This is a genomic window from uncultured Gimesia sp., assembly GCF_963972345.1.
Lineage (GTDB): Bacteria > Planctomycetota > Planctomycetia > Planctomycetales > Planctomycetaceae > Gimesia.
On sequence record NZ_CAXAVM010000096.1, the window covers coordinates 1 to 26,095 of the forward strand.

The window sequence follows — 26,095 nt, forward strand, 5'->3', positions numbered from 1 at the left end:
CGTGTGATGGTGAATCGGATCTGGAAACATCTGTTTGGAAACGGACTGGTCCGCAGCGTCGATAACTTCGGTCACCTGGGCGAGCAGCCTACGCATCCGGAACTGCTGGACTACCTGGCACAGCGGTTCGTGGCGGAAGGCTGGTCGATAAAGACGTTGATCCGTGAGATCATGGTCAGCAATACCTATCGCCTGAGTTCCGACTTCAGCGCAGAACGTTACCAGAAAGATCCAGGCAACCACCTGGTGTGGCGGATGAATCGTCGGCGGCTGTCAGCAGAAAAAATCCGTGATGCCGTCCTCTCGATTTCAGGCAAACTCAATCTGCAGCAGGGAGGCTCTTCGGTAGCCCATTATCCAGAGCAGGCCATCAGCCCGAACCGGAATAAGAAGGTGGAGCAGAATCCGTCCGAATTTCGGCGCAGTATTTACCTGCCGATCGTACGGGGCAATGTGCCGGCAGCGTTGACCGTGTTTGATTTCCCGGCTCCGGAAATGCTGGTGGGCAACCGTCCGACGACGACCGTGCCTGCCCAGGCGCTGTTTATGATGAACAGCCCGTTCGTGGTTTCGCAGGCGGAGCAGACCGCGTCAAAACTGTTAACAGACTCAAAACAGAGTGATCGCCAGCGTGTCTCAGAATTGTACCTGGCCTGCCTGGGCCGGGAAGCGACGACAGCCGAGCAGTCCGAAGCGGTGCAGTATATCGATGCTCTCAAGCAGCAGAATGGGAAAGAGAATTCTGACGCGAAAGTGGCGGAGCAAAAAGCGTGGGCCTCGTATTGCCAGATCCTGTTTGCGTCGACCGAATTTCGCTTTCTGAACTGAATTTCAGCGTGAATCTCCGTATTCATGTGACTTTGAATAAAGATTGATCTGTTATGGAAGCTCGCAATTTTTCACGACGTCAGATGTTAAAATCCTCGGCTTGCGGCTTTGGCTACATGGCGCTGGCCGGTTTGAGCGCGGAAGCTGCGTTGAAATCACAGTCACCGTTGATGTCAAAGACACCGCACTTTGAACCGCGGGCCAAACGGGTGATCTTCCTGTTTATGCACGGCGGCCCGAGTCATGTGGATACCTTTGATTACAAACCCCGTCTGAATAAAGAAGATGGTCAGCGACTGCCGTTCAAGGCGGCAAAGAACATTGAGAAGTCGTCCCAGGAAAACCTGCGGCTGATGAAATCTCCCTGGAAGTTCAAGCAGCGGGGCGAGAGCGGACTGTGGATTTCAGAGTTGTTTGACAATGTCGCCGAACACGCCGATGATCTGTGCGTCATTAATTCGATGCACACGAATGGTCAGTCGCATGGTCAGGCAGTGATGAAACTGCATACCGGTTCGGACAGCCTGGTGCGGCCTTCTGTCGGTTCGTGGATGGTGTATGGTCTGGGAACCGAGAACAATAATCTGCCCGGCTTCATTTCGATCTGTCCTTCGCGGGGACATGGGGGCGTGCGAAATTACGGCAGCGCGTTTTTGCCCGCCGTCTACCAGGGAACTGCCATTGGTGATGCCGACACCGCAGCCCGGGAGGCACAGATCCGGTTTCTGGCCAACAACAGTTCGTCGGTCAGTCAACAGCGACAACAGCTGGGATTGTTACAGGCGATGAACGAACGGCATCTGGCACAGGTCCAGGTCGATAACGAAATCGAAGGCGTGATCAATTCGTATGAGCTGGCATTTCGGATGCAGTCCGAGGTTCCCACGCTGATGGATCTGAATTCGGAAACCAAAGAGACGCAGGCACTGTATGGTATCGATGACAAAACAACCGAAAACTTCGGTCGCCAGTGCCTGATGGCACGTCGCTTTGCCGAAGCCGGGGTGCGATATATTGAAGTCGCGCTGGGGAATAATAAATGGGATCAGCATAGTGGCTTGAAAAACGGTCATGAACGGAATTCAAAAATGGTCGACAAGCCGATTGCCGGCCTGCTGGCGGATCTGAAGCAGCGGGGACTGCTGGAAGATACCCTGGTGGTGTGGGGAGGCGAGTTCGGACGGACCCCCATCGCGCAGGGAACAAATGGCCGCGATCATAATCCCCAGGGCTATTCCATGTGGCTGGCCGGAGCCGGTGTCAAACAGGGACACGTGCATGGGGCAACCGATGAGTACGGTTACTACGCGACCCGCGATAAAGTTCATATCCACGATCTGCATGCCACGCTGCTGCATCTGATGGGCATGGATCATAAACGGCTGACCTATCGTTATGCAGGTCGTGATTTCCGGCTGACCGATGTGTACGGCGAAGTGGTTACCGAGATTCTCAAAGGTTGATTCGCTGCGACCTTATCTCTTTGAAAATCACTGACGAGAACCTGTGATGCCGACAGACTGTCAGGCTCTATAAGGGGGCTGTTCTTTTTCTGTGCAACCCCCTGATCTCGCTAAACTTAAAGCTGTTCAGGGCTTCGGATGCAGGGGCAGTTAACCGAGTGCAGGCGTAGTTGCAGAATGCTGCGGGAATAGTTACAATCCCGGCCTCAGGCTGTCTTTGCGCGCAACTCGTTGTCTATCCTTGAGATATGAGCGAGTTGATCTCGTGTAGAGTACTCAATCCACAAACAGAATATTCAAACATCTGAAGAATCAAAATGTCTGACAATAATGACGCGCTGGTAGAAGCCGCCAAGGAGAGCATCGCGGCGGCACAAACTCTTGCGGAACTGGACGAAGTGCGGGTCCAGTACCTGGGAAAAAAGGGAAAGCTGAAATCACTGCAGCAGCAGCTGAAGTCATTATCGCCGGAAGAAAAACGGGAGTTTGGTAAGACACTAAACGCCGTCAAACAGAGTATCCAGACCGCGCTGACCGAGAAAAAAGAAGCGCTTGAAGCCAGCGAAAAAACCGGTCCTCAAATTGACGCCATCGACGTGACTCTGCCGGGGGTACGCTCTCTGCCCGGTCATCGTCATCCCCTGATGGCGACGATGGAAGAAGTGAAATCGATCCTGATCGGCCTGGGATTTCGCTACGATGATTATCCCGAAGTCGAAACGGAATTCTTCAACTTCGATGCGTTGAACACACCCGACTGGCATCCCGCGCGGGATATGCACGATTCATTCTATACCACCGTCGGGAATGTGTTACGCACCCATACCTCGGCTTTTCAGACCCGGGCCATGAAACAGTTCGGGCCACCCCCGCTGCGGGCGATGACTTCGGGACGCTGTTACCGTCGTGATGAAATCGATGCTTCGCATTTTCCGATTTTCCATCAGCTGGACGTGATTGCCATCGATCAGGATATCAGCTTTGCCGATCTGAAGTGGGTTCTGTATCAGCTGGCGAGTGCTTTATTTGGCGAAGATGTGCAGCTGCGTTTCCGCCCCAGTTACTTCCCGTTCACTACGCCGAGTGCGGAAGTGGATGTGATGTTTAACGGCAAGTGGCTGGAGATCCTGGGAGCCGGCATGATTCGACCCGAAGTGCTGCAGGCCGGCGGCGTGGATTCGGAACAGTGGCAGGGCTTCGCCTTTGGTCTGGGACTGGACCGGATGGCGATGATTCGACACGGGATCAGTGATATCCGGCTGATGTACGAAAATGAAGAAGCGTTTTTGCGTCAGTTTTAATCCACTTTTCCTGGTAAAACCTGGCACGAATTTTCTGGCATAAGAAGAGAGAACGATGCGAATTAATACTGGTTGGTTGCGCGATTACCTGGCGTCAGACTGTCAAGAACAGGAACTGCTCGACGCCTTCATGACCGTCGGCCTGGAAGTCGAAGAAGAATTTCATCTGGCCGAGGCACTGGAGCCGATCCGCATTGGTTTTATTCGCGAGAAGAAGCCATTGGGTGATACCGGCGCGTTGTATGAGTGCCAGGTGGAAATTGCCAAAGGCAAGTTGATAACTATCGTCTGTGCCTCTTCGCATCCCGTTGAAACTGGCTGGGGCGTACCTGTCGCGGTTTCCGGTACGAAGCTGCCGAGTGGTGCATTGATTGGCGAAGGCAAGTTCAAAGGCATCAAGTCAGAGGGCATGCTCTGCCTGGACGGTGAACTGGGGCTGATAGCCCGCTCAACCGGTTTACAGGTTTTCAAAGATGAAGCCATGCTGGGAGCGAGCCTGCCTGCCGTCTCACCAATTCAGGAATCGCTGGTCGAAGTCTCGGTGTTGCCCAACCGCCCCGACTGCCTGGGGATGATTGGTGTCGCCCGCGAAGTGGCCGCCGTGCTGGGTATGCAGCTGAAGTATCCCAGTGCTCGCGAATTGAATTCGCAGGCCGGTAAGGGTGATGCGGTCACCGTCGAAATCGCTGATGAGTCGCTCTGTTCGCGGTATGCCTGCCAGGTGTTTGATGGCGTGAAGGTGCGGACTTCGCCCCACTGGCTGCAGAGTCGTTTGCAGACTGCGGGTTTGCGGCCGATCAACAATGTGGTGGATATCACCAACTTTGTCATGCTGGAATGGGGACAGCCACTGCACGCGTTTGATTTCGATTCGTTGAAAGGAAACAGGATCGAAGTCCGCCGCATTCGGAATGGAGAAAAACTCAAGCTGCTGGATGAAGCGGAAGTGGATGCGACGCACGAACCGCTGGTCATTGCCGATGGGGAAAAACCGATCGCGCTGGCCGGGATCATGGGGGGCTGGGATTCGCAGACCACGACCGAGTCCAAACGGATTCTGCTGGAAGCGGCCTGTTTTGATCCGGTCTGCATTCGTACCTCGGCCCGCAAACTGCGGATGGGCACGGATTCTTCGTATCGCTTCGAACGGGGCACCGATCCGAATGGCATGTTGAGTGGTGCCTTCAATCGCGCTGCCGAGTTGCTGCAGGAAACAGACCTGTCAGCGGCCCGTCCTGCTTCTGCCGTGACGGACAGCTATCCGAGTGTCAAACAATCAACACAGTTCACCTTGAGTGCCGCGCGTGTCTCAAAGATTCTGGGAGCAGACATCAGTGGCGCACAGATTAAAGACTGTCTGACCAGTCTGGATATGAAGGTCGACGATGATCTCACGGTTTCTGTTCCGACCTGGCGTGTCGACGTCAACAATGAAGTCGTGCTGGCAGAAGATGTGGCCCGCCTGCTGCGATATGACAGCATCGATATGAAACCGATGATGGCGACGACCACCAAGGGGCGTGTTTCAGATACCGACGGACTGCGAAACAGTGTGGCCGGTTTTCTGACGAGCAACGGTTTTCTGGAATGCCGCACTCCCCCCTTAACGACCGAACAGATTGCCCTCGCTTTCAGCCAGTGGCCCGGGGATGCGATTCAGGTACAGAACCCGATTTCCAAAGAGATGACAACGCTCCGTCAGAGCCTGGTCGGCAGCCTGATTGAAGTCGCCGAGCGCAATGCCAGGCGTGGTGCCAGCAGCTTCCGGTTTTTCGAAGTCGATCGCACGTTCCGACAGAACGATGAAATTGATGAACGCTGGATGCTGGGCGGCGTACTGGGAGGGCCGGTTAACGATTCCGCCTGGATTGCCTCGGAGAAAGACATTGATTTCCTGCGTGCCAAGGGGCTGGTCGAGAATCTGCTCTCACATCTGAATGTGGATGGTTGCACGTTTGCCCGCGATACGCCGGCAAACGGATATCGCGGTGAAGAGTTTGCCGTGATCAGCCATAGCGATCAGCGCATCGGGGCGCTGGGACGGATTGACCTGGATACGCTGGGTATTAAAGACCGGGCGCGCGTTCCACTGTATGGGTTCGAACTGGATCTGACGACGTTGATTACCGTGAAGTCACCGCCTGGCCTGTTCAAAGGACTGGCGCGGACGCAGGTGATTGCCCGCGATATTTCGATCGTGGTTCCCAGCGATCTGCATTATGCCGAAATCGAAACTTCACTGGAAAAGGCATTCGCAGCTGCGGTCGAAAATCTGGAAACGGAACCGCGTAAAGACGCTGGTGCGGATTTTGCATTGCAGCCGGAACTGGAGAGCGTGATCTGTGTAGATACCTTCTCTGGCGAAAGTGTAGGGGAAGGGGCGATGAGCCTGACGATTCGCATGCTGTTCCGTGATGCGCTGCATACCCTGACATCCGGGGAAGCACAGCAGTTGATGGATTATGTGGTGAAACAGCTGCATTCCGAATACGGCGTTGTACAGCGTTAAGCTGCTGCTGAGTGTTTCTCTCAGAATCAAATCACACGCCTCGATACCGGGGCGTGTTTTTTTACGCCTGGTTTGTGGCACAGCGAACAATATGTGAGGAACGATTTCTGGCTGATTCATATAAATCTGCCCCGAAGGACTCATTTCTTAAAAGTCGGTATCTGTTGGCATTCTGTGGTTGACTTTGAATCTGTGATCTGATTATATATAATATATAATCCTTTGTGTGAGGGGCTGCCTGGTGCAGTTTCATCCGCATTCTACCTGTAGAAAGACGTTGGTAAGTAGAGAGTTACTTCAGACACACGTGCTCATCCGGAAGTAGACGAATGAAACAACAGCTCCTGTTATTTTGGGGATTGAGTTTAATTGTCAGCCTGACTGCGCTGCGTCCCGTGCCCGCTGCAGAAGCGGAATTGAAGAAAGCGGAATTCTTTGAGAAGCGTATCCGACCGCTGCTGATCAGCCGTTGTTACGACTGCCACAGCGAAGGTTCGGTCGAGAGCGGTTTACGCGTGGATTCACTGGCAGAGTTGATCCGCGGGGGGGAACGTGGTCCTGCACTGGTGCCGGGAAAACCGAAAGAAAGTCTGTTGATCAGTGCCGTCCAGCATAGCGGCCAGTTACATATGCCTCTTAAGGACAAGCTGAGCCAGAAAGAAATCAGCGATCTGATCGAGTGGGTGCAGGCGGGCGCGTACTGGCCTGATGCGAAGCCGGTTTCAGAGTTGCGAAAAGAAGCTGAAGCTTCGTCAGGCCCTTTATTTACGAAAGCGGAAAAAGAGTTCTGGGCGTTCCAGACTCCCCGCGCGCCGCAGATTCCGGAAACACAAAACAAGAAATGGTCCCAGCAACCCCTGGATCAGTTTGTGCTGGCACGGCTGGAAGAGGCGGGAGGAGAACCAGCGACGCGTGCCGACAGGCAGACGCTGATTCGACGTGCGACGTACGATCTGATCGGACTGCCGCCCACGCTGGAGGAAGTCGAAGCCTTTCTGGCAGACCGTTCTCCCGACGCGTTTGCCAAAGTCATTGATCGCCTGCTGGCATCGCCTCGCTATGGGGAGCGCTGGGGGCGGCACTGGCTGGATGTCGCACGCTATGCAGATTCCAATGGCCTTGATGAAAATCTTTCGTATGCGAATGCGTTCCGCTATCGGGATTATGTGATTGCCGCTTTTAATCAGGATAAGCCCTTTGATCAGTTTGTGCAGGAACAACTGGCGGGCGACATCCTGGCGGATCAGCCCGGAGCGAATCAGAGGCTGGAAAAAATTACGGCGACCGGCTTTCTCTCGATTGGTGCCAAAATGCTGGCTGAAGATGATGAAGCCAAAATGCAGATGGACATCGTCGACGAACAACTGGATACCGTAGGTCGGACTTTCATGGGACTGACACTGGGATGTGCCCGCTGTCATACACATAAATTCGATCCGATCCCAATTGAAGATTATTACTCGCTGGCGGGAATCTTCAAAAGCACGAAGACCATGGAGAATTTCAAAGTGGTCGCCCGCTGGCAGGAACGTACCTTGGCGACAAAAGATCAGATTCAGGGACTGGACCGGCAGAAGCAGCAGATTGCAAAACTGGACACGGAAATTGAGTCCCTGGTCAAACTGGGAGACGAACAGTTTTTAAACGAAGAGCGAAAGCGGGCCTCTGCCTATCTGCTGGCGGCTTCGATTAAGAATCATACGGATCAGATGCTGAAAGCGACTGGTCCCATTGGTGCTGACCCGGGTGCGTATCAGCGGCAGTCCGCCCAGGTGGTGGAAGCCGAAGACTTTCAAACGGGTAATGTGAAAAAAGCTTCAACCGGCTATGGGGAAGGCATTGGCGTCATCTATAACAACGGGACCTTACCCAACATTGCTGAATACGAGATCGAAGTTCCCGAGGCAGGTCGTTACCAGTTTGAAATCCGTTATGCGGCTGCCCAGGCGCGTCCGGTGGAACTGTCGATTAACGGTGAACTGGTGAAAAAAGACGCTGCGGGGGAAGTGACCGGCAGCTGGTATCCCAAGTCCCAGCAATGGAAGGTGGAAGGGTTCTACACTTTTGAACCGGGTAAAAACCGCGTTCGGCTGGAAAGTAAAATTCCGTTTCCCCACATTGATAAGCTGTTAATCGCCAGGCCTCGCACCACGACGAAAGAACCAGGGGGGATTCTTTCGACGATCTCCGTTCCCGATAAGACACTCGTGGGCAGCCTGACGATGCAGTGGGCCGAGTATCTTAAAAAGGGATCAGGAGAAAAAGCATCTCCGCTGAGCGTCTGGAATGAGTTGATCAAAACCGGTTCCGTACCTGAAACATTAAGTGAGCTGAATCAACGATTCGAGGGGCTGAATGATCTGCCTGAGCAAGAGCGGGTGCTCAAAGCAGTCGAACTTTATGGGAACCTGTTCCAGGAAGTGGAGCAGGAATGGGAAGCGTATCAGCAGACGGAAGCCGGTAAACAGGCTCAAGGGTTGCCTGATGCGGAGCGCGAAGCGTTTCGCATACTGTTAAGTGATCCAAAAGGAGTGTTTGCATTGCCCTCGGATCGAGAAAAATACTATGCCGCCGATCTGAAAGAGAAATTGACAGCACAACGTGACGACAAGCAAAAGCTTGAAGAGGCGTTGCCTGAATATCCGACGGCGATGGCCGTTTCGGATCAGAATCCGGAAAATATTAAAGTTCATCTGCGCGGGAGTCACTTTACGCTCGGGAAAGAAGTTCCCCGCCAGTTTCTGCAGGTGATTGCGGGGGAAGATCAGACTCCCATTGATGATCAACACAGCGGCCGTCTGCAACTGGCACAGTGGTTGACCAGTGGCTCGCATCCGTTGACATCACGCGTGATGGTGAATCGTATCTGGCGCTGGCATTTCGGTGAAGGGCTGGTCAGGACCCCGGATAATTTTGGAAAACTGGGGGAACGTCCCACGCATCCTGAATTACTGGACTGGCTGGCGGTACAGTTTGTCGAGCAGGGGTGGTCCATCAAGGAACTGCATCGAATGATCATGCTCTCGTCCACGTACCAGATGAGTTCGGCTTACAATGCGAAGCTGGCAGAGCGTGATCCTGAAAACCGTCTGTTGTGGCGGATGAACCGGAAACGCCTGGAGGCAGAAGCGATTCGAGACTCCATTCTAGCGGTTTGCGGTCAACTCGATCTGGAAATGGGGGGATCGATGCTGGGAGTCGAAAATCGAAAATATGTGACGAGTACCAGCAACGTCAATCCGGTGGTCTACGATACGAATCGTCGCTCGGTCTATCTGCCAATTGTCCGAAGTGCATTATATGAAGTTCTCCAGGCCTTTGATTTTGCCGATCCCAGTGTGCTGTCGGGAGACCGGACGCATACCACGGTTGCGCCGCAGGCGTTATTCATGATGAACAGCAAATTCATATTGGAAAATACCCGCGTTTTTGCAGAGCAGATCATGCACCAGACGCACCTGGATCCGCCCGAAAAAGTCAACCTGATCTACGAACGGGTTTTCAGCCGACCTGCGACAGAAGAGGAGACGTCACGGGCACTGGAATACCTCAAGTTGTATCGCGGGGAACTGGACGCGCTGGAACTGCCGCAGGAAGAAAAAACACAGCTGACCTGGCAGAGTCTGTGCCGGGTGCTGATTTCTTCGAACGAGTTTCTGTTTGTTAACTAGAATGCATCACAGTCTAAGCGTTGCTTACTTCCGTATTGTTTCGAATCCGAATTGAATGGATGGCTCAATGAATCACTGGAATACCAATCTGGGACCGGCACGAATTTCTCGTCGGGATATGCTCAGGCAGAGCTCTGCCGGCTTTGGCAGTCTGGCCCTGGCGGCATTGCTGGGTGGGAAAAGTCAGGCGGGCCAGACACCCTTTGAGCCGCAGCCGCATTTTACGCCGAAGGCGAAACGCGTGATTTTTCTATTCATGCACGGCGGTCCTTCGCATATGGATACGTTCGATTACAAGCCTCAATTACAGAAAGACAGCGGCAAACCCCTGCCATTCGACAAGCCTAAGATCTTTTCGGCACAAACCGGCAACCTGCTGGGATCTCCCTGGAAATTCCAACGGCACGGCGAGAGTGGTGCCTGGGTAAGTGAACTCTTTCCGCATGTGGCAGGTTGTGTCGATGACTTGTGTATCATTAATTCGATGTATGGTTCCAACTCGCGGCACGGTGGGGCACTGCTGGAATTGCATACCGGCAGTGACACGTTTGTGCGACCCAGTATGGGGTCCTGGATTACCTATGGGCTGGGCTCTGAAAATCAGGATCTGCCCGGCTTTATTACCGTCTGTCCGACTCTGACCCACGGCGGTGTGAACGCTTACAGTTCTTCGTTTCTGCCGGCGGACTTCCAGGGGACGCCGATCGGAAATGCCAGTATCCCCGCGGATCGTGCGCTGATTCCGTTTATCAGCAATAAGAGTGGTGTGCCCTATTCGATTCAACGTAAGGAACTGGATTTTCTGCAGCAGATGAATCGAGAGCATCTGACAGATTCCGGCCCGGATGCGGATCTGGAGGGACGCATCAATTCCTTCGAACTGGCCTATCGGATGCAGATGGCGGCTCCCGAGTTGCAGGATATCAGTGATGAATCAGAGGCCACGCAGAAAATGTATGGTCTGGATCAGGATATCACGAAAAACTTTGGACGTCAGTGCCTGATGGCACGCCGCTTTGCGGAGCGGGGCGTGCGATTCGTGCAGATTACGCACAGCTACAAATGGGATCAACATTCCGGATTGAAATCGGCGTTGCCCCGGAACTGTATGGAAGTGGATCAGCCCATCGCTGCCCTGATCAAAGATCTGAAGTCGCGTGGATTGCTGGAAGATACGCTTGTCCTGTGGGGAGGCGAATTTGGTCGGACGCCTGTCAGCCAGGGAGAAAACGGGCGGGATCATAATCCGCAGGGATATACGATGTGGATGGCCGGCGGTGGTATTAAAGCGGGTTTGCAATATGGTGCCACAGATGATTACGGCTATTACGCGGTGAAGAATAAAATTCATGTCCATGACCTGCACGCCACGATGCTGCATCTGCTGGGACTGGATCATCAGAAGCTGACCTACAAATTTGCCGGTCGTGATTTCCGTCTGACGGACGTGCATGGTGAAGTGATGTATGATCTGTTTGCCTGAGAGTGGAGTTGATGACCTTTCTTCACTACCCTGATTGAGTCGAAATGAGTTCCGTGCCACATTGAAGGATGTGTCACATTCATGATAAGTTGAGGTGACTTTTGCCACAGATCGAAGTTGAGAGTGCTCTGATCGAGCCTGAATACCTGAAGGAGTTCTGTCTCCAACTGCTGCTGCAAGCGAATTTGAATGAACACGATGCGGACCTGGTTGCCGATACCCTGGTGGAATCGAACCTGCGGGGAATTGATTCGCATGGCGTGGCGCGACTGCCGCACTACCTGGAACGCATTCGGCAGAGGAGCATTCAGCCCCGACCGGAAATGCAATGGGAACCGCTGGGAGATGCCGTGGGTCGGGTGGACGGCGATCATGGCCTGGGACAGCTGGCGATGGTGAAAGCTGCCGACCATGCGGTTGCACTCGCAAAGGGTTCCGGAGCCGGCTGGGTTTCGATCTGCAATTCTTCGCATTGCGGGGCACTGGCCTATTACGGCTTGCGAATTGCCCGGGCCGGGATGATCGGTTTTGTGTTCACGCACGTGGATCCGATGGTGACTCCGCACGGCGGGGCAGAGCCATTTTGTGGAACGAATCCGATTTGTATTACGGCTCCCGGTAAAAATCAGAAATCCCTGTGCCTGGATATGGCCACGAGCATCACTCCCTGGAATACGATTGCGAATGCGGCAACGGAAGGGGTTTCCATTCCCGGCGACTGGGCCCTGGATGCGAATGGCAAGGGAACCACAGACCCCAATGAAGTGAAAGCGCTGTTTCCCTTTGGTGGCTTTAAAGGCTCTGGCCTGGGCTTAATGATCGATGTTTTATGTGCCCTGCTGGGCGGTGCCCCGATCGGGCCGGATATCCCTAAAATGTACGGTGATCTGTCGCAGCGACGTTTACTCGGCGGTTTCGTGGGTGCAATCGATATCAGCCGATTTACCGAAGTGGAATCGTTTCAGGAACGCATTGAGGAACTGATTCAACGCTGGGGAGCGGTCAAGCCTCTGAAAGCGGGGGGGAAGGTTTACTACCCGGGCGAGCCTGAGTCATTAACACGAGCCGAGCGTTTGCAGTCGGGAATTCCGGTGGGACTGCGTTTGATTAACCAGTTTAACCAGCTGGCTTCCGCCAGTGGTCTGCCTCCGCTGGAAACTACGGAACAAATCTGCGAAGAAGAAAGTTCTTCAGAAGTAGAAGTCTCGCCCACCGAATCCTTGACGTGATTGCCTCTTTATGAACGCGCCCTTCCTGCTGGCTGCCAATCAACTGAATATTTCTGTTCTCGATTCCGCAATCATTGTCGCCTACCTGGTTTTGATTACCGGTCTGGGATTGTTTGTCAGTCGGAAGCAGAAGCAGACCGTCGACAGTTATTTTCTGGCGGGTCGTTCCCTGAAGTGGCCGACGATTGGGCTGTCGTTATTTGCCACGAATATTTCCACCGTGCATCTGATCGGCCTGGCCGCCGACGGCTATCGCGTGGGGCTGGTCGTGGGTAATTTTGAATGCCTGGCGGCGTTTACCCTGATTTTACTGGGGTTGATTTTTGCACCCATCTATCATCGCAGTGGACTGGTCACGTTGCCCGATTATCTGGAACAGCGTTTCAGTGCAGGCTCGCGAATTATGCTGGCGATCATGGGTGTGGTGGCAGCCCTGTTTATTCACATCGGCATGACACTGTATGCGGGTTCGACCGTGATTCACGAGTTTTTCGGAATCGACGTTATTACTTCTGTACTGGTGATCTCAGCAATTACGACACTCTATACCGTGGTCGGTGGTCTGAAAGCAGTGGTGATTACCGAGTCGATTCAGACGGTACTGTTAATTATTGGTTCGATCGCGGTGACTTACTTCGCAGCTGGTGCCTTGAATGAACAGGGTATCAATTCGTTTACGAAACTGCGTGCCGCGCTTCCTGAAAAACATATGAGTATGTTGCACGAAAGCGGCGGATATTCGTGGCATGCTTTCATCCTGGGCTACCCGGTTCTGGGAATCTGGTACTGGTGTGCGGACCAGACGATTGTGCAGCGGGTTCTGGGGGGAGAAACCGTTCAGGATGCACAGGCAGGACCTTTGTTCGCCGGCTTCATTAAAGTTTTGCCGTTACTGATTATGGTTTTTCCCGGCGTGCTCGCTTATGTCTTATTTCAGGATCAGATCGGCGATGATTCCAATAAAGCATTGCCGGTTCTGATTCAGGAACTGATTCCAGAAGGCTTAAAAGGGCTGGTCGCCGCCGGTCTGCTGGCCGCATTGATGAGTACGATTGCCGGAGCATTAAACAGCACGGCGACGCTGATCAGCATTGATGTCGTAAAAAAACTGAAACCGGAAACCAGTGACGCCCGACTGGTGATTGTCGGGCGGATTACCGCGGTCGTGGTGATGATCCTGGCGATTGGGTGGTCGACCATGGGGAGTCGATTTGAGAGCATCTTTTCCGGATTGAACAGCATGATTGCCTGCCTGGCGCCGCCTATCACAGCCGTCTTCATCTGGGGCATTCTCTGGAAACGTGGGACCGCCCAGGCTTCGCTGGCGACTTTGATTATTGGTTCGTTGCTGGGCGGACTGACTTTTGTGCTCGATTTTGGTTTCGAAATGATCACAAAAGATTTAGGTATACCGTTTTTGCTGCAGGCCTGGTGGCTGTTTGTGATCTGCTCGGTGGTGTTTGTGGCAGTCAGTCTGCTGACTCCGCCTCCGTCTGAAGATCAGATCAGAATGATGTGCTGGCAAAATCCGTTAAAAGAAATCGTATTCAAACCCCTGTCTGGAATCACCGATCCGCGACTGATAGCGATTCTGCTGGCGGGAATCATGTCAGGGATTTATTGGACGTTTGCATAATCAGCAATCAGCGAAGCGTGATTATTCGGTTGGCTTCTGTGACTGCTCGAGCAGATCCTTGATATAAGGGGTGATGTGTTCTTCGTAATTGAAACCTTCCTGGCCGTACGCGAGGGTTTCGTTGTCGAAGCGTTTCTGCAGCTTCCCGTCGGTGCCATACACGTAGGCGGCGGGAATGGCGGCGAGATTAAGTTTCTGGTAGAGATCTTCATCGGGCGTGCTGGATATCAGGTTGACGATGTCGGCATTGTGCTTTGTGAAAAATTCCATCAGTTCATCGCTGCTGGATTCAGGAGGCGAATCTTTACTGCCATCGTAATTCAGGTTGAAGGATACGCAGACGACGTTCTCCGGGTACTTCTTCTGCAGCGCGACCAGGTGCGGAAACTCACGCAGACAGGGTTCGCACCAGCTGGACCAGAGATCAACGACGACGATTTTACCGTCCTGCCCGGCGATAAATTCCTGCAGCTGGTCCCAGTTGGCGATTTGGGCAGTGACGCCGTCCCGTTCAAACGTTGGTGCCCCGGGAATGGCGGGGTCCTGTTTTTTTGTGGCAGCCTGTTTTTCCGCAGTAGCCGCTGACGGGGCGGGAGCATCCGGTGCAACGGGAGTATCGGCTGTGCTGCCTTCCTGGCTGCAACCAAAAAATAAGAAGAGCAAACCGAAAATGCAGGGGACTTGAGGCGACATGTTTCTATTATTTCCAGGTAAATGAGTTTCCAAAGGGGTAAGTTAATTCGTGACTTTGATCAGTCCGGCGGCATTGGCCTGTGGTACCGGGTCTTCGTAAGGAAGTGCTTTCAGAAATTCCACCAGGTCGGCGATGTCCTGTCTGGAAAGCTGGCTGGTTTTGCCGTGCTGATCATCATGATTGTAAGTTGTTAAAACTTCTTCGAGTGTCTGGGCTTTGCCGTGAGACAGATACGGGGCGGTGCGGTAAATACCCAGCAGGGTGGGGGTGTCATATTCAGGCCCCATTTTTTCACCCGGGTTATCGACGGCGGTGCCGACGTTGTGCCTGGTAATTGTTTCGGAGGGAACCGAATCAGTCAGGAAAGGACCAGAGTGGCAGGTGGCACACTGGGTCTGCTTCGAGAAAAACAGCTGACGTCCCCGCTGGGCGGCGGAGGATAAACCGTTTTTGGAATACGGGCTGAGTGTGAAATCGTGTGTATTGGAATAAGCGGCCATCGCATCGAGGGCCTCTGATAAACCTTTGTTGGGTTTGTCTAATGATTCATGCAGTTTGCCGCGTACGAGACCTTTGCCCTGCATCAGGGGGCCGCGGATCGTGTGTTCGAAGTCCTGCACTTCATCGCGGTCAGCCGACCAGTGGATGGGGTGGGTCCAGGCCATGCCGGCCAGTGACTGGGTATTGCGGAGTCCTTCGGGGTTATGCCAGGTTTTTCCATCGGGTTGTCCGTCAGGATGACAACTGGCGCAGGAGATCCACAGGCGGCTCGTCATGGGTTGCAGTGCCGTATAGAACAGGCGCTTGCCCAGCAGGACTTCCTCGCTTAAAGGGTTCTCCGTGACTTTGATCGTGGCGAGTCGACTGAGTGAGTGCGTGTCGTAAGCAACGATTTCGAAGTCGAGCGCATTGTAAACATAAAAAGTATTACCATCGGGAGAGACGCGTACGCCGCGCGGGTTTGCTCCGACATTGATGGAATCGCGGAATGTGAGTTCGCGGTAATCGTCATCAATTACATTACTGACATACAGATCGTCGGTTCCGGCAAAGACGACAAAGAATGTTTTTCCGTCGGGAGTGATGGCGGTATCCCAGGGATTGCAGGTAACGCGGGCACCCCGAAAGGAGTCCATCGGGATTTTGCGGCGGCGTTTACCTTCTTTGGGTTGCGTGTCGACGATGGAAACGATGGGGAAGATCGAGCCGGCACCGTGAGCGACGGTAATGCGCGAGCGAATATGCGGCAGATAGGCTTTGGCGCGGCGGGGGTGCAGCGTGATCTGACGCGACAGGTTATCGGAACTGCCGCCCGGCCATTCGTCGACGGTTTCACCGGTTTTGATATCCACCTGGCGGACTAGCGCGGAATAATATTCGGTGACGAACAGGCTCTGGTTATCACCGGAGACGGCGATGCCTCGCAGGTGCTTTCCCGATGAGAACTCGCGGATGATTTTTTTTGTCGCGGGGTCGATCTCAACAATGCGACCGGGATAGTCGAGTGTCACAAAGATGCGTTTGCCGTCCGTTGTGGAAACCACGCCATAGGGTTCGTCGAAAACTTCGGTCTGCCCGGTCTGTTTGCCGGAGTCGGCGTTGAGGAAGACGATGCGGTCTTCATCGTAAATGGCGGCTGCGACCTGGTGGCTGTCTCCCACGAAGGAGACCCCTTCGGGATGTTTGCCGACCTTGATTTCGTGGAGTTTTTTCCGGGATTTCAGATCGACGATGGTAACTGAGCCACTGTCTCGGTTAGAGCAGGCCAGCAGTTTGCCATCGGCGGAAATATCGAGCAGGCTGTTAGACTGGCCGGCGGAGGTATGCTGAGTGATGATCAACAGGCTCGAACATAAAACGAGTGCTGCCTGGAGAACAGGGCGAACGGACCTGACACTGAGAGACATGCAAACCCCTTTTGGTACTGTGTAGATTCGTCTGGGACATTTCAGGTGGGAAGTAGAAACCCCGCTCACCAGTCGGGGTAAGCGGGGTCGGTTTCTACTTTAAAAAAGCAATCTCATCGATCAATCAATTCAAGATCTTGGAAGTCTCGTTCACGATCTGAGAGATTTTGTCTTTGGAGAGGTCACCCTTCTTGAAAGCGTGGTTGACCTTTACCTGTCCATCGACCCACATCAGTACGGTGATGTCAGCGTCTTTGGAAATTTTGTAAGCAGCAGGACCAGCTTCACCTTCGTAGTTGGTCAGGGGAGTGTTTTTGATTTTTTTGCTGTCAGCAACTTTTTTCAGTTCATCGCTGGATTTGTCAGCATCATCTGTCAGGTGCACGACGAATGCAGCCATTTTCTGATCCCGGTTTTCGCCGACTTTGGCGTCAATTTGAGTGATCAGGTCCTGAACATCGCCATTCATGTCCCGAGTGAAAATATTCACTACAGGTCGTTTGCCATAGCTGCAGCGATAACAGAGTGATTTACCAGCGTTCGGGCCCGTACAATCATTGACTGTATACGCACCGGGTTTTCCGCCGACTTTAATACCAGATTCGACTTCAGCTGCTGAGCTGAATGAGCTGGCTGCAACGAACATCAACGCGACTGAGAGTGTAAGCAGTCTTTTCATGTATTTCTCCTCAAATTCCTATACGTGACAAAAAGTGTTCTGCGGGATGCAGATGATACGTTAATACTAACGTATCGGTAAATTTTAAATTGTGTGAAACAGCAGTGCAAACCCACGAGCCAAAAATCTCGGGATACACGGCGACGTCACTTCATTGTTTCTTCACGTTTGAAATAGTCAACTTGTGAATCGGGAACTTTTCTCATCAGGGGCGTTCCCAGACAGCAGGCAGTTTTTTCGAAGCTTCCCCGTAGGTCTGAGAGACAATAAAACCGCTGGCCTGGGATGTATAAAAAATCCGCCCGTTGGAAACGACGGCTCCCAGACACTCCCGCGAGTCAATCGCGGGGCCCGTGGAAACCAGTTTGCCATCGTCGGATAAATCAATCATATCCATATTGGCTCCCAGTACATAAGGCTCGGAGAGTGTGAATCGGCAGCAGGCATAGTTATGGCCGATACTGTTCACGACTTTACCTGTTTTGTGATCAAACACGTTACCTTTGCCGCGGAGAGCATTGGAAAAGATATAATCCTTTCCGACCGTGACGACATTGAGAGCCGACGTAACCGCGTCGGACTGCCAGACCAGCGAACCATCTTTCGCGTCGAGGCACCAGACAAATCGGTCCTGCGTGTCTTCATTGGCGCGGTTGTATCCACCGATGTATATGCGTCCGTCGCGGGCACTCAGCGTGCATTTGGATGTGACATAATACTTGTTCGTCAGCCAGACAACGTCCCCCGTCTTCGGGTCGAGGCAGGCCGTGATCCCGTTGTTTTCGACGGGTAAGCCGCGGCGTTTCCGTTGACTGCTGGCGTAGCCGAAGAAGGTGGAGTAATACAGTTTGCCATCCAGAATGGCGATGCCACAATCATTGCCGCCACGACCGTACTCGGAGAAGTCTTTCTCCCAGACGACTTTGCCGGTATCGAGATCCCAGGCCCAGATCCGCGGGCGGTGATCCCGGGGATAGTAAGGGTTGTCGTTCGAATAAATCCAGCTCATGACTTCGCGACCATCTTCAGTGACTGCGGGTTTACCGCCGAACGTGAAGGCTTTCTCTGTCCCCTGAGCCGCGTATTCCCCGGAACCGGAGGCGTAGATGGCGATGTTGCCTGAGACAACGGGGGGAAACTGTCTGCTCCAGCTGGGAGAACCGGTGAAGGGTGCTTCCCAGAGCAGATCCCCGGTTGCGGCATCCAGGCAGCGCATGACGGACTTCTTGATCCCCGCCTGGGGAATCAGCAGTTTACCATCGATATACAGCGGCGAAGTAAATGAGAGATAGACGTCGGGCCAATAGCGTCTCCAGAGCATACGGCCGGTATCCTGTTCGACGGCGATGATCTGTCCTTCGGCGGTATGCGTATAAAGTCGACCGCCCCCACAGACGGGCAGATGTTTGACGGTGCCTTCCAGACGACGTGCCCAGCGCATCCGCAGTGGTGGTTTCAACCACTGGGCATTGGCGTTGGTGCCGCCGAAATCGCCGTAGTTGGTGTACCAGTCGAATTCCGGTTTCGCCAGGGGGCCGGTAATGGGATTTCGAATCTTCCAGATCTCAAGGTCCCGCTCTGGCAGCGCGGCCTGCGTGCCGGGTGTTGAGCCGTCGGCATTCAGAATGTAAAGGTAACCGTCTTCGCAGGGGACATAAATTTTCTGATCGGCAATCGCGACCGGTGCAGTAATCGGGGCGTTGAAGGCGGTTTTGAATTCGGTCGTTTTCTGATCTGTGAGCGAGACGACATACAGGCTGCCATCCAGACCGCCATAGACGATGTGGTTCTCAGTGATAACCGGCGGACAGATGGAGGGCGCTTCACAAAGGACGTCGGTGGTCTCTGCGTCGATCGTGTGACGGACCAGGCCGAGGCCGGCTTCGGGGCGAACACGATAGACATCGTTGCCGCGAATGCTGACCGAGGCAAAGCCGAGCAGGCCGGGATCGCGGATGGAAGTTTGTGTGCCCTGGATGTAATCCGCTTTGATTTTGTCGCCATCCAGCCGCATGACTTCGACGCGACCTGCGTTATCGCGGCGATGCCACTGCACGAAGACATTGCCGGCGGCATCGGCGCTTTGACCAAAGGTGGCGGGAAATTCCGCACCGGCATACTTGGGGATTTCCCCGACGACCTGCAGCTCCGGGGCGGATCCCGTATCTTTCAGGAAGATAGTACGTCCGCCGGCGGGGATGACCAGGGAATCACCGGCCAGGCAGATATCGCGCGAACAGACGAAGTGATCCTTCCAGGTGACACGGTCCTTGCGGTGTTTCAGCCAGTCCTCGCCGCTCCAGCGATTGCCATCGAAATCCACGACTTCTTTGACAAAGTCCCACGTCCAGACGACTTTGCCAGCGGGTTCGACGGCGTAGACCTGGGCGCCCAGGGTGGCGAAGTAGACGCGGCCTTTGTTGACGACCGGGGCAGAGAAGATCGGTTCCCGGCAGTCGAGTTCTTTTACGACGTCACCGGTTTTGAGATCGAAGACATAATAATAACCGGCGGCAGTGCCGACGTGCAGATAGTTCTCGATGATGGCCGGAGAGGCGACGTTGTTGCAGTTCCCCGGCCCCCCTTTGGTCGCGTATTTCCAGAGGACTTTGCCCGACTGCCCCTCGATTGCAAAGACCACGCCGGCGCCGTCAATGACAAAAACGTTTCCCTGGCTGACCACCGGCGAGGTATAGATGCCATCGGTCAAGGGAACAGCGGCTGCCAGCGAGAGTGGCGTCTGAATGGAGATTCCGGCGGCATTGCCCGATCGCTGGCTGTCTCCTTTTAACTGCGTCCAGTTTTCTTCCGCGTGAGCCAGGGAACAACAGAATGTCAGCGACAGGAAGACCTGAAACCAACAAAAACAGTGGCGGGCTGGTATCATCATCATCTTACTCAGTCTGCGGTTTTGAGGAAAAACTGGCGGGACGCAAGGTCGGATACTCGGTCTGTCTTTGTGAATCAACGTCGCATTGGGGGAGGACGTTTCAATTTCATATCAATGAATTCACATATTGATCATAGACGGCTTAATTTTGGGAGTCTACCATTTTCCGGGTTTTTCGCTGAGAACGGTGAATATATTTTAAGAATACTGATAATAAAAAAACGGCTTCCGGGAGGGGAAGCCGTTTGGAATTCTGATTGGAATCCGTTCTGTTTTAGAACAGACTGGTGACTGCTTCCCCATCGTGGGCGACCTTGAAAGGGCGACCATCGGGTGAGAAGATTTCCTTGTCCAGTGGCAGGTTCAAAGCGGAAGCGATGGTGGCGTTGAAGTCAGCTGGGAGTACGCCGTCAGCATCCACGCTGTGTCCTGCTTTGTCAGACTTACCATAGAACCGACCTCCCTTGATGCCGCCCCCCATCAGGGCAGCTGAGAAGACGCCGGGATGGTGATCGCGGCCCCCGTTCTGGTTGATGACAGGAGTACGACCGAATTCCGTCGTGAGGACGACGAGAGTTTCATCCAGCAGTCCCCGTTCAGACAGGTCTTTCAGCAGATTGCCCAGTGCTTTATCCAGAATGCCTGTGCGGCTGGGTAGAATGCCGTCGTCGTAAATATCGCGGTGCATGTCCCAGCCACCAAAGTTGACTTCGACGCAGCGAACATTGTTTTCGACCAGGCGTCGCGCCAGCATACAGCCCTGGCCGAAGGAATTGCGGCCGTATTTATCACGGTCTTCCGCTTTTTCTTCATTCAGGTCGAAGGCTTTCAGTTCATCGCTGGAAAGCAGGCTGGTGGCCTGAGAATAAAAGTCTGTATAAGCCAGGACATTTTTATTCTTGAACCGGGTCTGAAACTTTTTGTCGAACTTGTTGATCAGATCAATGCGTTTTTCAAACGTGTTGTCAGACAGGTAGGCAGGAGTATCTGTGTTTTCGAGCCCTCGATTGGGGTCACCAATCGGCAGGGGGCTGTAAGAAGGATCCAGAAATCCTGAACTCGGGTGTCGGGCGGGCGCACTGATGAGAACGGTATCGGGCAGATTTTTATTCTGACGTCCGCGGAAACGCTGGATCCACGGCCCCATGGAGGGGTGCCGGGTCGAAGCGATTTCTTTGTAGCTGGTCCGCATCATGTATTCACCAGGGCCATGCGCGCCGGTTTCGGTATACATGGAATTGATGACGGCCATCTTGTCAAACTCTTCTGCCAGTGTGGGAAGATGCTCACTGATCTGGGCACCGGGGACGCTGGTTTTAATCCCCCTGGTTTCGCCCTGGTTCGCATGGCCTGGTTTGAGGTCGAATGTGTCCAGGTGAGTCATGGCACCTGCCATATACAGGTAGATCAGGCGTTTGGCTTTGCCGTTGACGGGAGTGCCTTTTGCTCCTTTGCTTCTTTTAGCAGGAGCCGCTTCCAGCATGTTGTTGAAGACGGGCAGAACGCTGACGCCCAGGGCGGATTTGGCAGCGTATTCCAGAAACTGCCGCCGACCTACTCCGTCGAGTTTGGTAAAGATTTCTCTCATCTGATAGCCTTTTATTTATTATGTGAACCGTATGTGATATTTAAAGAACCGGCCCCCGCCGATCAACGGGGGGGAGCCGGTGTCGTGTTATTGAATAAACAGGAACTCGCGAGTATTCACGAGCGACCAGATCACGTTACCGTAACCCGCGGGGCCATTGGTCTCGATCTCATCCAGGGCGATTTTTGTTTCGTCTGCATCGGGACGACGACTGAGAATCGTCATGAAAATGACATCGACGCCATCCTTGATGGTTTTCTGCTCAATCACGTTGTTATAGATTGTGGAACCTTTTTCCAGCATCATGTGAGTCACCGGTCCGTTAAACATGAACAGCACCTGTGGCACGGAACCGGTATCGGAGGAAGCCGAGATCAGTTCACGATCGGATTGACCGAAGGTACGCAGGAAGTGGCTGGGAGATACCGGTGAGGGCAACTCGGAAGCACGTGCCAGCAGCTGGCCTTTGTACTTGTACTTCTTTTCCCGCTTGTAACGCGTGCGATCAATTTCTTCCCGTTTCTTTTCATCGGCATCCAGGACCTCCTGCGCGGTGGCTTTATTCAGGTCGACCGAAATGATTTCGCTTTCCACTTCCGCAGGCAGTTCCCGGTATTCTTCGGGATCGACGACGGCGATGGTCAGGAAGGAATCCCAGGCCTGTTCAGCGGTCATGCGACGCAGAACCGGACCGGGAAAGTGATAGAGTTCACTCAGCGGGACATCCTCGGTGGAAGCCTGTCGCTGGTAGGTTTTGGTGTTGAACAGAATCCGCAGGTATTCCTTCATGTCGAAATTCAGACGTTTCATTTCTGATTCGAGATGTTTCATCAGTTCGGGATTTTCTGCAACCGTGCTGTCCATCATGTCGTCGACGGGTTCAATCTGACCGCGTCCGAAGGCCTGTGTCCAGAGACGATTGGCAATGGTCAGTGCAAACCGGGGATTGTCTTCCGCGACCATCCAGCGGGCAAATGCCTGGCGGGGTGTTTCCCCACTGCGAATATCAGCCGGTTTGCCGAAGATTGTTTTAGGTGCAACAACCGATTTGGGTTTGGCATCGGTATAAGCATAGTCGTGAGGCAACTGGATCTTGCGGTTATTGTCGTGTACGACCATCATGTTCACTCGGATCATGCGGTTGAACCGGCCCTGGTTGCGACGACGATCCTGTTCTTCCTGATCCAGTTCGACGTATTCTTTACGCAGGCGGCTGTTGGGATCCTCTCCGGTGTAGAACCGTTTGTCGCGGCCACTGGCACGAGTTGAGGAACCGAACGTGAAGGCGGCCATCTCGTAGAACTCTTTCTGCTTCCAGCGATCAAAGGGATGATCGTGGCACTGGGCACAGCCGATGCGGGTTCCCAGGAAGATCCGCACGGTATTATTCATGTTATCCAGCGGCATGCCGGAATCACGCTGCATGTAACCGGTGGCGGGATTCTCCCAGATCAGGCCTTCTGCGGTGATCATTTCATTGACCATTTTGTCCCAGGGCTTGTTTTCAGCCAGCGACTGTTTGATCCACTGACGATAGGGAGAGCCATCGACGTTGTTATTGAGGCGGTCGGTGTAACGCAGTACGTCGGCCCAGTAATTGTAGAAGTGGCTGGCGTAACCATCGCTGTTCAACAGGCGGTCGATCAGCATCTTGCGTTTGTCGGGATGGCGTGATGCCAGGAAGTACTTTGTTTCGCGGTAAGTCGGGATCGTGCCGGTGATGTCGAGATAGATGCGACGCAGGAACTGTTCGTCGGTCGTCATCGGGTTGGGTTCGACTTTGTATTTCCGATAGTTGGCTTCGACCAGCTTGTCGATTTCTTCAGCCGATTTGATAGCGGTAATCAGTTTGGTCGTGCTGACCGGTTTGGATTTGACCGTGAATCGTGGCGGGAGTGGTTCTTCTTTTTTGGGTGCGGCTTTTTTGGCTGCGGGTTTTCGGCGTGGTGCTGCCTCGGAATCGGGCAGGCTGGAGAAAACGATGAACGCAAAAGCGGCAATACAACAACTGCTTAACTTCCAGTGCCGCGCAATCAGACCGCGGCGACCGATTTGGTTTCCTGACATGCAATAACTCCCAGAGTCGTTCCTTGAATTGTTCAGAGATGACAGCGTACCAGACTGCAAGAGAAGTGACAGGCTGGACCTGTGTCTCATATTCTATACAAAACGCAACAGTAAAAACTAATGTAAAGCAGATTAATTTTATCTTAACCCGCGTGTTTTTTGCTCAGATAAGGGTACAAAAAACTACTGGCGTCTGACGGGGTTGCGGGGCATTTCCGTCGCCGATTTCTCATTTGAAAACGGAGCAGGATCGACGAACAACCGGAAGGGGAATGACGCTGCGCGCATCGCTGCAAAATTTTGAAGAAGAAACGGCTCAGGTCATACGGGTCAAAACTTCCGAGGCAAACGCAGCACCCTCATTCAAATCATCGGATCTGCATTCGCGATGATAGATTAGCCGCACCGCAAGGACTGACGAGTCTGTCTCTGTGAAGTCTGTCCCTGAGAAGCCTGTAGAATGCACCAGGGGCCTTACTCCCGTATTTTCAAAACTCGGTCAATCGAATCTCATTTATTACTTTCAATCCGGAATGCCGGAATGAATGAAGAGGTATAAAAATCCTTTTCACATCACAAATCTCGAGAGCAGGTACGGGTGGTTTCAGTTCCGTTTTCGGCATTTTTTTCTCAACAGCAGACAAACAAAATCGAACGCGGTACAATGCAGGACGCATTTATTGTAACAGCGTGATCCTCGTCCAGGCAGCTCAATCGGAGGTTTTTTGTGAACAGCCCTACTCGAATCAACGGTCGGTTTTCCATTTCTGCATGCAAAGTCGACAGATCCTGGTGTGCATGTTCTGTCGTGACAATCGGATTCCTGATGCTGTCAGGCTTCACGAACGCTGCTGATCCTGCTGCCGGCAAGTGGAACTATCAGCCGGAGTTGCTGCAGCCGTTCTGGCAGGGGGATACGATGCGGGGGGAATCGGTGCTGTTTATTAAGGATCCGCAAACCGGTGTCGCAAAAGCTTCGGTGCTGTTTCCGATTGACAAAGTTTTGCAGGTGACCAATTCCGCGGGGACCATCACTTATGAGGAATGCCGCGACTATTGCTGGAATCCGGGTACGCAGGAAATTTTTCTGACTGCGAATTCGAGAATCAATTCACAAACGCCGGCTGACCTGCGCCGCCCCGATGATTCACAGCGACATAAACTGACGCACCGCGACGGGAATGGTGAGATCTTCTTTGGCGGCAAACTCGAATATCACAACATGCAGACCAGCATCACCTACACTCACGCACCGGTCGACTGGCAGAAGATTGTGCCGACCTTTGATGAGAAATCGCTGCCACGCACGATAAACAAGCTGCGCGACCAGAAACCGGTTTCCATCGTATTGATGGGAGACAGTATCTCCACCGGCTGTAATGCCTCGGGCTGGGCAGGTGAGGCACCGTTTCAACCGGCGTTTCTCGAACTGCTGCAGCAGCATCTGGAGCAACAGTATCAGACGAAGGTCAACGTGACGAATCCTTCGGTGGGAGGCAAAGACACACGCTGGGCGTTGACCGAAGTGGAGCAGGTCGTCGCGCCGCAACCCGATCTGGTGATCATCGCGTTTGGCATGAACGATTCTGCCGGTCGCTCTGCAAAAGAATATCAGGCCAATACGAAAGCCCTGATGGAACAGGTTCGCCAGAAACTGCCGGAAGCCGAATTCATTCTCGTCGCTCCCATGCTGGGTAACAAGGACTGGGTGCGGCTCAAACATGAACTGTTTCCCCAGTACCGCGATGCGCTGGCCGAACTCTGCGAGCCGGGAGTCGCGCTGGCGGATATGACTTCGATCTGGACCGAGTTTCTCAAGCAGAAACAGGACTGGGATCTGACCGGTAACGGCGTGAACCATCCGAATGATTTCGGTCATCGTGTTTACGCACAGGTCTTATCAGCGCTGCTCGTTCCGCCGACGGTGACAGTCTCGACAGAAGCGACCAGCCTGGCCCCAGAAGAGTTGTTGTTGTGGAACGGTCAGGCACCGATTGACAGGGAGCGTTTCAAAAAGGAAGACGCCAAAATCACCGTGCATCGACCGGCAAAAGGGAATGGCGCCGCGATTGTGATCTGTCCGGGCGGCGGGTATCAGCGACTGGTGACCGGTGGAGAAGGGCACGGCAGCGCCAAATGGATTAATCAAC

15 protein-coding genes are annotated in these 26,095 nt (G+C 53.5%); 9 read left to right on the plus strand and 6 right to left on the minus strand.

The annotated features are described in order from the left end of the window. The 8 genes from AACZ40_RS16430 to AACZ40_RS16465 form a co-directional block, all read left to right on the plus strand. Positions 1 to 828: DUF1553 domain-containing protein (locus tag AACZ40_RS16430; protein ID WP_339675057.1), on the plus strand; the 828-nt coding region annotated here is incomplete at its 5' end. Positions 829 to 881: 53 nt separating this feature from the next. Beyond that, entirely contained in the window at positions 882 to 2,291 is a 1,410-nt protein-coding gene (locus tag AACZ40_RS16435; protein ID WP_291171060.1) for a DUF1501 domain-containing protein, read from the plus strand. 317 nt (positions 2,292 to 2,608) lie between these two features. Then, positions 2,609 to 3,592, plus strand: coding sequence for a phenylalanine--tRNA ligase subunit alpha (gene pheS / locus AACZ40_RS16440; RefSeq protein ID WP_291171062.1), 984 nt, complete (start codon positions 2,609 to 2,611; stop codon positions 3,590 to 3,592). A 55-nt stretch (positions 3,593 to 3,647) separates the two neighbouring features. Beyond that, entirely contained in the window at positions 3,648 to 6,101 is a 2,454-nt protein-coding gene (gene pheT, locus AACZ40_RS16445) for a phenylalanine--tRNA ligase subunit beta (protein WP_291171063.1), read from the plus strand. A gap of 329 nt (positions 6,102 to 6,430) precedes the next feature. Next, complete coding sequence (locus tag AACZ40_RS16450) at positions 6,431 to 9,772, plus strand: DUF1553 domain-containing protein (protein ID WP_339675059.1); 3,342 nt, start codon at positions 6,431 to 6,433, stop codon at positions 9,770 to 9,772. Positions 9,773 to 9,839: 67 nt separating this feature from the next. Continuing rightward, a complete protein-coding gene (locus AACZ40_RS16455; protein WP_291171066.1) occupies positions 9,840 to 11,255 on the plus strand; it encodes a DUF1501 domain-containing protein in 1,416 nt (471 codons plus the stop codon). A gap of 101 nt (positions 11,256 to 11,356) precedes the next feature. Further along, complete coding sequence (locus AACZ40_RS16460) at positions 11,357 to 12,484, plus strand: Ldh family oxidoreductase (protein ID WP_291171068.1); 1,128 nt, start codon at positions 11,357 to 11,359, stop codon at positions 12,482 to 12,484. Between the two features lie 10 nt (positions 12,485 to 12,494). Beyond that, positions 12,495 to 14,120 (plus strand): sodium:solute symporter, encoded by a 1,626-nt coding sequence (locus AACZ40_RS16465; RefSeq protein WP_339675062.1) that lies wholly within the window; start codon positions 12,495 to 12,497, stop codon positions 14,118 to 14,120. Between the two features lie 21 nt (positions 14,121 to 14,141). On the opposite strand, the gene AACZ40_RS16470 is transcribed toward AACZ40_RS16465, so the two are convergent. The 6 genes from AACZ40_RS16470 to AACZ40_RS16495 form a co-directional block, all read right to left on the minus strand. Then, on the minus strand, positions 14,142 to 14,813 hold the full coding sequence (locus AACZ40_RS16470; protein WP_291171072.1) for a thioredoxin-like domain-containing protein: 672 nt from the start codon (positions 14,811 to 14,813) through the stop codon (positions 14,142 to 14,144). A 42-nt stretch (positions 14,814 to 14,855) separates the two neighbouring features. Then, a complete protein-coding gene (locus AACZ40_RS16475; protein ID WP_291171074.1) occupies positions 14,856 to 16,721 on the minus strand; it encodes a beta-propeller fold lactonase family protein in 1,866 nt (621 codons plus the stop codon). A 124-nt stretch (positions 16,722 to 16,845) separates the two neighbouring features. Further along, the gene (locus AACZ40_RS16480) at positions 16,846 to 17,400 is read right to left on the minus strand and encodes a hypothetical protein (RefSeq protein WP_291171076.1); all 555 of its coding nucleotides are present in this window, start codon (positions 17,398 to 17,400) and stop codon (positions 16,846 to 16,848) included. 205 nt (positions 17,401 to 17,605) lie between these two features. After that, a complete protein-coding gene (locus tag AACZ40_RS16485) occupies positions 17,606 to 20,293 on the minus strand; it encodes a PQQ-binding-like beta-propeller repeat protein (protein ID WP_339675067.1) in 2,688 nt (895 codons plus the stop codon). A gap of 271 nt (positions 20,294 to 20,564) precedes the next feature. Further along, a complete protein-coding gene (locus AACZ40_RS16490; protein WP_291171079.1) occupies positions 20,565 to 21,878 on the minus strand; it encodes a DUF1501 domain-containing protein in 1,314 nt (437 codons plus the stop codon). Positions 21,879 to 21,965: 87 nt separating this feature from the next. Further along, positions 21,966 to 23,945, minus strand: a complete 1,980-nt coding sequence (locus tag AACZ40_RS16495) for a DUF1549 domain-containing protein (protein WP_291171081.1) — start codon at positions 23,943 to 23,945, stop codon at positions 21,966 to 21,968. 808 nt (positions 23,946 to 24,753) lie between these two features. On the opposite strand from AACZ40_RS16495, the gene AACZ40_RS16500 reads away from it, so the two are divergent. Continuing rightward, on the plus strand, positions 24,754 to 26,095 hold a 1,342-nt coding region (locus AACZ40_RS16500; protein WP_339675070.1), incomplete at its 3' end, for an SGNH/GDSL hydrolase family protein.

Bases quoted from the DNA above. Each gene is read 5' to 3' on its own strand.
- AACZ40_RS16490 (WP_291171079.1), bottom strand. From the start codon at position 21,878: ATGAGAGAAATCTTTACCAAACTCGACGGAGTAGGTCGGCGGCAGTTT.
- pheT (WP_291171063.1), top strand. From the start codon at position 3,648: ATGCGAATTAATACTGGTTGGTTGCGCGATTACCTGGCGTCAGACTGT.
- AACZ40_RS16485 (WP_339675067.1), bottom strand. From the start codon at position 20,293: ATGATGATGATACCAGCCCGCCACTGTTTTTGTTGGTTTCAGGTCTTC.
- AACZ40_RS16470 (WP_291171072.1), bottom strand. From the start codon at position 14,813: ATGTCGCCTCAAGTCCCCTGCATTTTCGGTTTGCTCTTCTTATTTTTT.
- AACZ40_RS16465 (WP_339675062.1), top strand. From the start codon at position 12,495: ATGAACGCGCCCTTCCTGCTGGCTGCCAATCAACTGAATATTTCTGTT.
- AACZ40_RS16455 (WP_291171066.1), top strand. From the start codon at position 9,840: ATGAATCACTGGAATACCAATCTGGGACCGGCACGAATTTCTCGTCGG.
- AACZ40_RS16475 (WP_291171074.1), bottom strand. From the start codon at position 16,721: ATGTCTCTCAGTGTCAGGTCCGTTCGCCCTGTTCTCCAGGCAGCACTC.
- pheS (WP_291171062.1), top strand. From the start codon at position 2,609: ATGTCTGACAATAATGACGCGCTGGTAGAAGCCGCCAAGGAGAGCATC.
- AACZ40_RS16495 (WP_291171081.1), bottom strand. From the start codon at position 23,945: ATGTCAGGAAACCAAATCGGTCGCCGCGGTCTGATTGCGCGGCACTGG.
- AACZ40_RS16480 (WP_291171076.1), bottom strand. From the start codon at position 17,400: ATGAAAAGACTGCTTACACTCTCAGTCGCGTTGATGTTCGTTGCAGCC.
- AACZ40_RS16435 (WP_291171060.1), top strand. From the start codon at position 882: ATGGAAGCTCGCAATTTTTCACGACGTCAGATGTTAAAATCCTCGGCT.
- AACZ40_RS16450 (WP_339675059.1), top strand. From the start codon at position 6,431: ATGAAACAACAGCTCCTGTTATTTTGGGGATTGAGTTTAATTGTCAGC.